The organism is Asticcacaulis sp. (assembly GCF_020217185.1).
In the GTDB taxonomy this organism is placed as follows: domain Bacteria; phylum Pseudomonadota; class Alphaproteobacteria; order Caulobacterales; family Caulobacteraceae; genus Asticcacaulis.
This window is the reverse complement of the sequence record NZ_JAIWNX010000217.1, coordinates 1-10000: the sequence shown is the minus strand read 5'-3', so window position 1 is coordinate 10000 and position 10000 is coordinate 1. Positions and strand designations below refer to the sequence as shown.

10 protein-coding genes are annotated in these 10000 nt (G+C 62.5%); 8 read left to right on the top strand and 2 right to left on the bottom strand.

Annotated features, from left to right (window positions below):
- Positions 1 to 54 precede the first annotated feature (54 nt).
- Together LDL37_RS10755 and LDL37_RS10750 are read right to left on the bottom strand one after the other, a co-directional pair.
- Complete coding sequence (locus LDL37_RS10755) at positions 55 to 621, bottom strand: DUF1700 domain-containing protein (protein ID WP_126419849.1); 567 nt, start codon at positions 619 to 621, stop codon at positions 55 to 57.
- A gap of 5 nt (positions 622 to 626) precedes the next feature.
- On the bottom strand, positions 627 to 992 hold the full coding sequence (locus LDL37_RS10750) for a PadR family transcriptional regulator (protein ID WP_126419848.1): 366 nt from the start codon (positions 990 to 992) through the stop codon (positions 627 to 629).
- A 220-nt stretch (positions 993 to 1212) separates the two neighbouring features.
- Here LDL37_RS10750 and ubiA point away from each other — a divergent pair, with 220 nt between their 5' ends.
- The 8 genes from ubiA to hisN all read left to right on the top strand — a co-directional run bounded on the left by ubiA (position 1213) and on the right by hisN (position 9894).
- Complete coding sequence (gene ubiA / locus LDL37_RS10745) at positions 1213 to 2139, top strand: 4-hydroxybenzoate octaprenyltransferase (RefSeq protein ID WP_290797914.1); 927 nt, start codon at positions 1213 to 1215, stop codon at positions 2137 to 2139.
- Between the two features lie 27 nt (positions 2140 to 2166).
- Positions 2167 to 2964 carry a DUF3298 and DUF4163 domain-containing protein gene (locus tag LDL37_RS10740; RefSeq protein ID WP_290797911.1) on the top strand — a complete coding sequence of 266 codons (798 nt, stop codon included), beginning with the start codon at positions 2167 to 2169 and terminating at the stop codon, positions 2962 to 2964.
- Entirely contained in the window at positions 2961 to 3605 is a 645-nt protein-coding gene (locus LDL37_RS10735) for a 50S ribosomal protein L11 methyltransferase (protein ID WP_290797908.1), read from the top strand. The genes LDL37_RS10740 and LDL37_RS10735 overlap by 4 nt, the downstream gene beginning before the upstream one ends.
- Complete coding sequence (locus LDL37_RS10730; protein WP_290797905.1) at positions 3602 to 3940, top strand: VOC family protein; 339 nt, start codon at positions 3602 to 3604, stop codon at positions 3938 to 3940. The genes LDL37_RS10735 and LDL37_RS10730 overlap by 4 nt, the downstream gene beginning before the upstream one ends.
- Before the next feature lie 60 nt (positions 3941 to 4000).
- Positions 4001 to 5590 (top strand): phospholipid carrier-dependent glycosyltransferase, encoded by a 1590-nt coding sequence (locus tag LDL37_RS10725; protein WP_290797902.1) that lies wholly within the window; start codon positions 4001 to 4003, stop codon positions 5588 to 5590.
- Between the two features lie 64 nt (positions 5591 to 5654).
- Positions 5655 to 8519 (top strand): M16 family metallopeptidase, encoded by a 2865-nt coding sequence (locus LDL37_RS10720; RefSeq protein ID WP_290797899.1) that lies wholly within the window; start codon positions 5655 to 5657, stop codon positions 8517 to 8519.
- An 81-nt stretch (positions 8520 to 8600) separates the two neighbouring features.
- Positions 8601 to 8993: a helix-turn-helix domain-containing protein gene (locus tag LDL37_RS10715; protein ID WP_085930442.1), complete on the top strand. Its 393-nt coding sequence runs from the start codon at positions 8601 to 8603 to the stop codon at positions 8991 to 8993.
- 73 nt (positions 8994 to 9066) lie between these two features.
- Positions 9067 to 9894: a histidinol-phosphatase gene (gene hisN / locus LDL37_RS10710; RefSeq protein ID WP_290797896.1), complete on the top strand. Its 828-nt coding sequence runs from the start codon at positions 9067 to 9069 to the stop codon at positions 9892 to 9894.
- Positions 9895 to 10000: the final 106 nt, after the last annotated feature.

The window sequence follows — 10000 nt, the reverse complement described above, 5'->3', positions numbered from 1 at the left end:
CGGAGCCGGAAATAATGGCAAGTTTACGGATCATCATGGTCTTCCCTCCTCCGATCAGGCGTTCTGCGCATCAAGCGCGGGTTTCAGCAGGCGATAGTGCAGACGGGCGTACCAGACGAGACCGTTGACCAGCCACACGCTGACGATAGCGGTAAGGCCGGCAATGGTAACGGCCAGAGCCATCCCGCCGACACCGCCCAGAAGCGCGGCAAACACACCGCCCGGCATCCAGAAGGCCCCGGTGGCGAAGACGACGCCGCTGGCGATAAAGATACCGATGGCGCTCATGAAGAAGCCAAACAGGGTGCCGATGACGCCCATCAGCAGCGGCAGCAGGATCAGGATGTCGATGGCCCCAAGCCCCAGAACGGCAAACACCGCGCTGACCGCCGAAGACGGCGACTTGGTGTCTTCCCACTGTTTCAGGCCGATTTCGGCCCGCAGTTCGCGCGCCAGCCGCGCCGGATCACCCAGGGCAGCGGCCACTTCGGCCTCGCTGCGACCGGCGGCGACGCCGTCCGTGAAATGGGCTTCGTAGTCGGCGACCACATCGGCGATGGAGGCGGCGGGCAGGCCCGTCAGGCCTTGCTTGAGCCGATTGATAAATTCGTTGCGGGTCATGTCCCTTACCCCTCTTGCGTTTCGGTAGGAGCCGGTTGCGGCTCAGGCGGTGCGGCATCCAGCAGCGCATCGACGCTGCGGGCAAAGCCGCGCCATTCAGCGGCCTGCGCCGCCAGTGCCGCGTGACCGGCCTCGGTCAGGCGGTAATATTTGCGCGACGGCCCCGATGAGGATTCGACCAGTCGCGTATCGACCAGCCCGTCGCTCTGCATCCGCCGCATCAGCGGATAGATGGTGCCTTCACCCATGCCGATCGCATCGGACAGGGTGGAGGCGATTTCATAGGCGTAGCTCTCGTTGCGGGCCAGAAGCGCCAGCACGCACAGGCCGAGCACGCCTTTCTTCAGTTGAATGTCAATGGTTTCAGCCATCTCCGGTTTCCTTTCGACGGAGCCGTGTGCGCCCCGTGATGAAGAGGTGTATATGACAAGCTACTATTTATTGCAAGATACCATTTTAAAACATGTACCATTTGTAATGTAGTAGCCATTACCAACAGGTAGCTTGCCAAACCTCCTGGGGGTCGATGAAATGAAAGGGAACGCGGCTTGGGCCTCGACACCTGCCCGCGAAAGGCGCAAATGAGGGCCCATGACTCACGATCCCCTAGCCCTCCCCGATGCCCCCAAAGCCAACTGGGTCGATCTCTACGCGCCCGCCCCCCTGCGCCCGTGGCTGAGGCTGGGGCGTTTCGACCGCCCCATCGGTATCTGGCTGCTGTTCCTGCCGGGCGCGATGGGACTGGTTTTTGGCGCCGCGAATCCGCTGTCGCTGGAGGTGGCCTATAGGCTGGTCCTGTTTGCGCTAGGCTCCGCTTTGATGCGTGGGGCGGGCTGCGCCTATAACGACTTTGTGGACCGCGATTTCGATGCGCAGGTCGAACGCACGCGCCTGCGCCCCATCCCGTCCGGGCAAATCAGCCCCAAACAGGCGTTACTGTTCGTCGCCCTGTCCGCGCTGACCAGCCTTGTCATCCTGCTGCAACTGGGCCCGACCGCCATCTGGCTGGGGGTGGCGTCTCTGGGGCTGGTCGCCGCCTATCCCTTTATGAAGCGCATCACCTGGTGGCCGCAGGCGTGGCTGGGCCTGACCTTCAACTGGGGCTTTTTGATGGGCGTCGCCACCATGACGGGGACACTGAGCCTTGCCGCGGTCATCTTCTATGCGGGTCTGATCTTCTGGACCTTGGGGTACGACACCATCTACGCTTATCAGGACATAGAGGACGACGCCATGATCGGTGTCAAATCCTCGGCCCGCGCCTTAGGCAGCAAAGGCAAAAGCGGCGTTTCCCTGTTTTACGCCGCAGCCGTGGCCCTGACCGGCGTAGGGGCCATACTCGGCGGCCTGAGCTGGCCGCTCTATGCCGGGCTGGCGGCCGTGTGTCTGCACCTGTTCTGGCAGGTCAACACCTTGCGAATCGACGACAACACGCGTCTTCTGAAGCTGTTCAAGGCGAATCGCGAAACCGGCCTGTTGTGGGTCGCGGCCATCCTGATCGGGCACTGGTCGGTTTAATCAATGGGCGACCCTAAGGAGTTAGACATGCGGATGAGACCGCACCTGCTGATCACGGTCGCGTTTTGCGCGCTGACTCTGGCGTCCTGCTCGCGAAAGGACGAGGCGCATAAGGATGACGCCCCGCCCGTGGCCGCCGCACCGCTTGAGTTTGCGCAAACGACCCCGGATGCCGAGGTCAAGCTGACCTTCCCCGAAGCGATCAAAGCCTTCCCGGACCTGCACAATCGCCTGTATTCCGAAGGCCAGAGCGAGCTTAAGGCCTTTGGCGATCAGGCGGCCAAGGATCGCAAGGAACTGAGCGCTGCGGGTTCCGAACCGCCGCCCTATTTCCGTTCGATCTCCTGGACCCTGCCGGCGCAGTCCGAGCATCTGGCCTCGCTCTATGCCGAGCAGTCGGAATTTACCGGCGGCGCCCACCCGAACGCCAATTATCAGAGCGTGCTGTGGGACAAGACCGCCAAACAGGCCATCGACGCGCGCCTGTTGTTCGCGCCCAATGCCGACCTCGCTGCGGCTGACGCCTTCCTGTGTCGTCAGATCGAGGCCGAGCGGTCGCGCCGCAATCAGACCCCGACGACGCAGACCGCCACCGGCTTCACCTGCCCCAAGCTGATCGACAGCCATCTGGCGTTGGTGGCTTCCACCACATCTGGCAAGATCGGCGCGATCGAGGCCCTGTTCGCTCCTTATGAGGTCGGCCCCTATGCCGAAGGCGCCTATCAGATCCGCGTGCCACAGGCGGTGCTGCGCGGCCTGATCAGTCCGGCCTATGCGGCGGATTTTGCGGGGGAACCCGCGCCGCCCCCCACGGCCACTCAATGAGCGAACCGGCGGCATTTATCCGCGCCCACACCACCCCTCTGCCGGTCCCCTCCCTGCCCGACCTGAGCCTCTACCAAGCAGCGGAGGTGACGAGCCTGTGGGAGATGACCGAGGCCGAACTGCTGCAAAACGGTCTGGCCCCGCCCTTCTGGGCCTTTCCGTGGGCCGGCGGTCAGGCGCTTGGCCTGTGGCTCAGGCAAAACCCGCACGTCGTCAAGGGCAAGCGGGTACTCGATCTGGCCTGTGGCTCCGGGCTGGTCGGTATAGTGGCGGCGAAGCTGGGGGCGGCGCAGGTCATCGCCAATGATATCGACCCGTTCGCCGGGGCCGCCGTGGCGCTCAATGCGGCTCTGAACGGCGTGAATGTCACCTTTGACGGGGCTGATCGACTGGCGGAAGCGCCTCCCGCCGTCGATGTCATTCTGGCTGGGGATATCTGCTACGAAAAGTCGATGACGGCGGCCATGCTGACATTTTTGCGTAAGAGCCGGGCGCTGGGTATCGCCGTCTATGTCGGCGACCCGCACCGCAGCTACTTCCCCGGCGAAGGGCTGGCCCGGCTGGCGACCTTCGACATCCACACCGACACCCAAATCGAAGACCGCGCCGTCAAACCCGCCAGCGTCTGGAGCCTGATATGAGCGAACATCACAAGATCGACTATGTCGAATGGCAGGCCACCGCCCTGCCCGAAACCAAAGCCTTCTATCATCAGGCGTTTGGCTGGAATTTCATTGATTACGGCCCGACCTATGCCGCCCTGTCCGAGGCCGGTCTCGACGGCGGTTTCGACGCCGATAACGGGCCGGCCAAGCCTCTGGTTATCCTCTATTCTGAAAACCTCGAAGCGTCGCGCGACATGGTTCTAGGCGCGGGCGGACACCTGACGCAGGACATCTTCAGCTTCCCCGGTGGCCGGCGTTTTCATTTCACCGATCCGTCGGGCAATGAACTGGGCGTATGGAGCGACAAATAGGGGTTGCCGCCCCTGCCCTGGCTTGCCATAAGGGCCGGGGCCCCACTCGCGCGTATTGAAATGACCGACACCCTGCTTGCCGATGTCAAAACCCGCTGGACGCAACTCCGCCGCGGCAAATGGGGCGACGACTCTCTGATGCAGGTTCTGGGACGCGAGCCCGTGATGCGCTGGCTTCTGGGCTTTGCCGTCCTCTGTCTGGCCTGTTTCAACTTTGCGCGCGACCTCAATGATCCGCCCAATGCCTTCTGGGACGAAAGCTACTACGTCACGGCGCTGGAACGCTACGAAGGCCATATTGCCTCTTACGCCTCGCACCCGCCTCTGGGCTTCATGCTGATGAAGGTCGGTCGCGACCTTGTCGGGGATGCCCAAAAGGCCGACAGCCGTTTTCTGGCCGAGGTCAAAAAGACCGACACCCGCAAAATTCCCAAAGGCTACAGCTTTACCGGCGTGCGCCTGATGGGGGGCCTGTTCGGGGCGGCCGGGGCGGTTCTGTTCTATCTGATCTGCCTGACCATAACGCGCGAAGCCTTTTCCGCCGCTATATTCAGCCTGCTCTACGTGTTTGAAAACGCTCTGATTGTGCATTTCCGCGCCGGGCATCTCGATCCGTTCCAGATTACCTTTGCACTGGGCGGCATACTGGTGTGGTTGCGCGCCTTCTGTGACCCGCAAAAGGACAGTTGGAAGCACGCCGCCCTGTTCGGCGCGCTGATCGGCCTGAGCTTTATGGTCAAGGTCAATACGATCGTCCTGCTGGCGCTTCCGGCTTTTACCGCCCTGCGCGACCTGATGCGCAGCCGCTGGCCGATGGACCGCACGATCGGCCATATCGCCGCCAAGGCCGTGGCCGTTTCCGCCAGCTTTACCGCCATCATGGTGTCGATCTTTGTGCTGCACACCGTGCTCAATCCGGTGGCACCGGATTTCAAAAGCGATGCCGGGCGCAAGGACGCCCCCTTCATCACCGAGCCTTACAAGGCGTGGCTGGAACAGCGCGGCCCCCTGACACCTCAGGTGTTATACGATGCCACCAATGGCTATTTCCGCTTCATGAACAATGACTTCACCGGCATTGTCAAAACGGAAAAGAACGGGTCCAATCCGGCCCTGTGGCCGCTGATGCACAAGAACATCACCTATCGCTGGGACGCCCATAATGGCCGCACCAGCTATGTGCAGATGGCAGGCAACCTGTTCAACTGGACGCTGGGCGGCCTGGCGCTGTTGGGCACGCTGGTGCTTCTGGCCCAGCGAACCTTCCAGAAAAAAGCGTGGCTTGATACGCACGATATGGACATGGCGGCCGCCATTGTCGGCATGTGGGTCGTCTTCATGCTAATCCACATCTGGCTTGGCACGCAGCGGGTCATGTATATCTACCATTATTTTGCGGGCCTGCTGCTCAGCTTCATGCTTTTGCCCCTGCTCTATCAGGTGCTAAAAAGCCGCTTTGCCTGGATCGAAAAGCACAAGGACTACGTGCTGGGGGTGGTGTGCATCGGGGCTGCGGCGGGCTTTATGTGGATCGCTCCGCTGACCTACCATCAACCCTTGACTCGCGCCGCCTGCGAAGCGCGCAATGTCCCTTTCAAAATGGTGCCCTGCCAACCCCGGCTGAAACCGACCCCTTCTCCCTCATCTTAAGCGCGTACCGTCTTCAAAAGGCCCCAAAGCCTGATAAGGTCATCTGTCTATTAAGGAGCGACGGATGACACTGAAGGCTTTGGCATTAGGGGTAATGCTGGCGGTTGGGCTGAGCGGCGCGGCGATGGCCGAGCCCCTGAAAGCCGGAGCGCCGGGTGCACAGTTCGCCCACCTATATTCCGACCTGCCCGTCGATCCTCAGGCGCGCTTTGGCCGCCTGTCCAACGGCATGACCTATGTCCTCTATCCCAACGCCGCTCAGCCGGGCAAGGTGGTGATGCGTTTGCGCATCGGGGCCGGGCCGCTGGACGAAGCCGACGAAGAAAGCGGCATTTCCTACCTCATCACCTTCATGGCCTTTTCCGGCTCATCCCACTATCCCGACGGCGACCTGTTCCGGCAGCTTGAGCGTCAGGGTATCCAGATGGGGGCGGGTCAGCAGACCCTGACCGAGGAAGGCGAAACCAGCTATCAGATCGCCTTGCCGCGCAATGATGCGGCGACGCTGGATACCGGTTTCAATGTGATGTCGGACATGGCCTTCGGTTTGACCTTCCCCGAAACGGCGGATCAGCGCGACCGCGCGCTGGTGGTCACGCAACTGAACACTGCCGATCAGCCGGTGCAGCGCCGCTATGACGAGTGGCTGCGCACCGCCTTTGCCGGTCAGCTCCTGCCAGAACGACCGCAAAAAGGTCTGCGCGACATCGTACTCTATACGCCGCGTGAACAGGTCCGCCGCTTCTACGACACCTATTACCGCCCTGAGCGCGCCACCCTGATCATTGTGGGCGACATCGACGCCACCGCGCTGGAAAAGCGTATCGAAAAGACCTTCGGTGCGTGGAAGGCCAGGACTCCGGCCCCTGCGACGCGAGATGCCGGCGCCTACACACCCAAAGGGCCGCGCGGCACCACCTATTTTGAACCCGGCCTGCCGGAGATCATTGACATCGCCTGGCTCAAACCCGCCGAAACGCGCTTTCAGAACCGCGAGGCGGTGCGTGATATGATGCGTGAGCATCTGGCGCTGGCCGCGCTCGATAACCGGCTGGAGCGCGTCGCCGCCCGCCCGGACAGTGCCTTTGCCCGCGCCGGTCTCAACCGTCAGTCCTTTCAGCGCACCGGCGAAAGCCTCAGCCTGATGGTCATGCCCAAGCCCGGTGAAACGCAAAAGGCCCTTAACGAGGCCCTGACTCTGGCGCGGCAGGTCGGCGAATACGGCTTCAGCGACGCTGAATTTGCGCGCGCCGCCGCCGATTATGAAGCCGGGCTGCGTCAGCGCGCCGATAGCGCCGCCACGCGCTCGAACGAGTGGATCGCCGACATGATCGCCGGGTCTATCGGTGATCGCTACGTGATCAACTCCCCGGCGCAGGACCTGCAATTCTATCTGGACCTCAAGCCCGAACTGTCGCGAGAAGCCATCAACAGCTACATGAAGGCCCTGATGCAGCGCGATGGTCCGCTGATATCGGTCAGCGGCCCCGCCCCGGTGGCCGGGCTGGATGCCGCAGCCTTAGAAAAGACCTATGCGGCGCTGGAAAAGGCGCCCGTCACCGCGCCGGAGGCCGAAACGGCCAAGGCCTGGGCCTATGCTGATTTCGGCGCACCGGTCGCCCCCATCCGCACCGAACAGGACGCAGCGCTGGGCACGACGCGCCTGATCTATGCGAACAGCGTGAAGGTGACGATCAAGCCGTCGAAGCTGCAAGCCGGGTCGGTGATGGTCAGCGTGCGCGCTCTGGGCGGGTTGAAGCGTTTGTCACCCAAAACACCGGATGCGGCCTTCGCTCTGAACTTCTACGATATTTTTCAGGGCGGCCTGAAAAATATGTCGGCCAGCGAGATCGAAGAATCGCTGGCGGGCATGAATTTCGACCTCGCCTATCGCCTGACCGAAGACGCAGCCGTCCTGATGGGGCAAAGCACGCCGCACGATTTTGCGCGCGAAATGCAGTTGCTGCGCGCCTTCTATTCCGACGCCGCCTTCGATCCGGCCTATCTGGAGCGTCTGCGCCATTCCATGCCCGCCTATTACACCTTCGCCTCGACCAATCCGTCAGGGGTCATGGCCATGCACCTGCCGCGGCTGGTCTATGATGGCGATGCCCGCCTGACGCCACTGTCGCAGGCCGACATGCTCAGCCTCAGTAATGACCGTATCGCCGCGCTGATCCGCAATTCGCTGCGCGACACGCCGTTGGAAATCGTCATCGTCGGCGACATCACGCCGGAACAGGCGCGCCCGGCGCTGGATGCCACCTTCGGTGTCCTGCCGCCCCTGCCCGCCCGCTACACCCCCGCCCCCGACGGCGGCGAGACGGCCCGCTTCCCGACCGCAGGCCTCTATAAGACCCTCTATCATCAGGGCAGCCCCGAACAGGCACTGATGATGATCGCCTTCCCCACCACTGACCGCTACAGCGACCCGAAGACCGGTCTGGGTCTCGATCTGCTGGCTGAGGTCCTGAGCCTGCGCCACTACGAGGCCGGGCGCGCCGAAACCGGCACCACCTATGTGCCTCTGGCGCGGCATGTACCCTCCACAGGATTTAAAGGCTTCGGCTATCTGTCGGCCACGGTGCAACTCTATCCGGGGGCTGAAAGCAGCTTCTATACCGGCTTCCTCAGCCTGATCGACGGGTTGAAAAGCGCGCCGGTGACCGACGATGAACTGCTGCGCGGGCGTCAGTCGCTGCTGCGCCGGATGGCCGAAGAGGATCGCAATAACGGCTACTGGCTGGCGGCCCTGTCCGGCATCGACGCCAATGCTGGTCAGCGCGACTATGTGCTGAACCGTCAGGCGCTGCTGAACAGCCTGACCCCCGCCGACCTTCAGGACCTCGCCAAACGCTATCTCGATCCCGCAAAGGCCTTGAAGACGGTGGTGTTACCTGTGCCGAAAGGCGACTCAAAAGCCTCCTAACGCGCTCATAACGCTGGCACGCCATTTGAACCCTCACAGGCGAACCGTCCCGGAACGGCACGCTTACAGATAGAACGAGGGATAACTCACATGGCTAACGATATCGACCTGCACCTGGGCAAGCGACTGCGCCGCCGCCGCCGCCTGCTGGGCCTGACCCAGCAGCAACTGGCCCTGGCCGTCGGCATCCGCTTCCAGCAAATCCAGAAGTATGAATGCGGCGCCAACCGCATCTCCGCTGCTCGCCTGTTCCAGCTCGCCAAGGCGCTGGAAACCCCGGTCACCTATTTCTACGACGGCCTGGAAGACAATACGACCGAAGTGGCCGCCGTGCAGAACGAAGGCATCGAAGTGTTTTCGCGCAAGGAAACGCTGGACCTCATTCAGGCCTATTACCGCCTGTCGGAGCGTCCGCGCCGCCGTCTGCTCGATCTGGCCAAGTCGCTGAACACCGAAACCGAAACCGCGGCCTGATCCTTCTTCCGTCTTGAGTTCCGCCCGGCGGACGCCTACACATGCGACCGATTGAATCTGCGCAAGGTGGTCTATGGCGTCCTCAGCCGAACTCGAAACTCTGGAAGCCTTTATCCTTCGTCTGGCGGAGGCAGCGGCGGGCGTAGCCCTGCCGCTGTTCCGTTCCGTCGAACTGGGTGAGGTGAGCAAGCCCGGCCATTCGAGCGGCTTTGACCCGGTCACCGAAGCCGACAAGGGGGCCGAACGCGCCATCCGCGCCCTGATCGAGGCCGAATACCCCGATCACGGCATTATTGGCGAAGAATACGGCACGGTGCGCGCCGTAGCTGACTATGTGTGGGTGCTGGACCCCATTGACGGCACGCGCGCCTTTATCTCCGGCCTGCCGCTGTGGACCACCCTGATCGGCCTGCGCCACAAGGGTCGTCCGATTATGGGCGTCATCGCCCAGCCCTTCCTCAAGGAAATCTTCCTCGGTTCGCCCCTCGGTTCGCGCCTGATCACCCCCTCGGGATCGACGCCGCTGCGGGTGCGCGACTGCGCGTCACTGAATCAGGCCGTGCTGGCCACCACCGACCCCCACCTCTATTCGAACGCCGAAGACCCCGCCTTTACCGCCTTGCGCAAGGCGGCCAAGCTGATGCGCTATGGCTGCGACGCCTATGCCTTTGCCATGGTGGCGCAGGGCACGATGGACGGTGCGCTGGAAACCGGGCTTAAGGCCTGGGACATCGACGCCATCATTCCGGTGATCGAAAACGCCGGGGGCGTGGTGACCGACTGGGCGGGTGCGCCCGTGGGTCCTTATGGTGGTCAGGTCATGGCCGCCGGTTCACGCACCGTGCTTGAGGCCGCCATCGACCTCCTGTCGCCGGCTTCCAAGCCCGCCGAGGCGCACTGATTACGGTTTGGCGCTAGAGCGATGTGCGGAAACGGAGTTCGGCGAAGCCAAAAGTGTGAGCGGTTTTCCGCAAAAACATCGCGACAAAACAAAAATTTAGAGCGAA

Coding starts and splice junctions, on each gene's coding strand:
- LDL37_RS10755 (WP_126419849.1), bottom strand. CDS start 621: ATGACCCGCAACGAATTTATCAATCGGCTCAAGCAAGGCCTGACGGGC.
- LDL37_RS10750 (WP_126419848.1), bottom strand. CDS start 992: ATGGCTGAAACCATTGACATTCAACTGAAGAAAGGCGTGCTCGGCCTG.
- ubiA (WP_290797914.1), top strand. CDS start 1,213: ATGACTCACGATCCCCTAGCCCTCCCCGATGCCCCCAAAGCCAACTGG.
- LDL37_RS10740 (WP_290797911.1), top strand. CDS start 2,167: ATGCGGATGAGACCGCACCTGCTGATCACGGTCGCGTTTTGCGCGCTG.
- LDL37_RS10735 (WP_290797908.1), top strand. CDS start 2,961: ATGAGCGAACCGGCGGCATTTATCCGCGCCCACACCACCCCTCTGCCG.
- LDL37_RS10730 (WP_290797905.1), top strand. CDS start 3,602: ATGAGCGAACATCACAAGATCGACTATGTCGAATGGCAGGCCACCGCC.
- LDL37_RS10725 (WP_290797902.1), top strand. CDS start 4,001: ATGACCGACACCCTGCTTGCCGATGTCAAAACCCGCTGGACGCAACTC.
- LDL37_RS10720 (WP_290797899.1), top strand. CDS start 5,655: ATGACACTGAAGGCTTTGGCATTAGGGGTAATGCTGGCGGTTGGGCTG.
- hisN (WP_290797896.1), top strand. CDS start 9,067: ATGGCGTCCTCAGCCGAACTCGAAACTCTGGAAGCCTTTATCCTTCGT.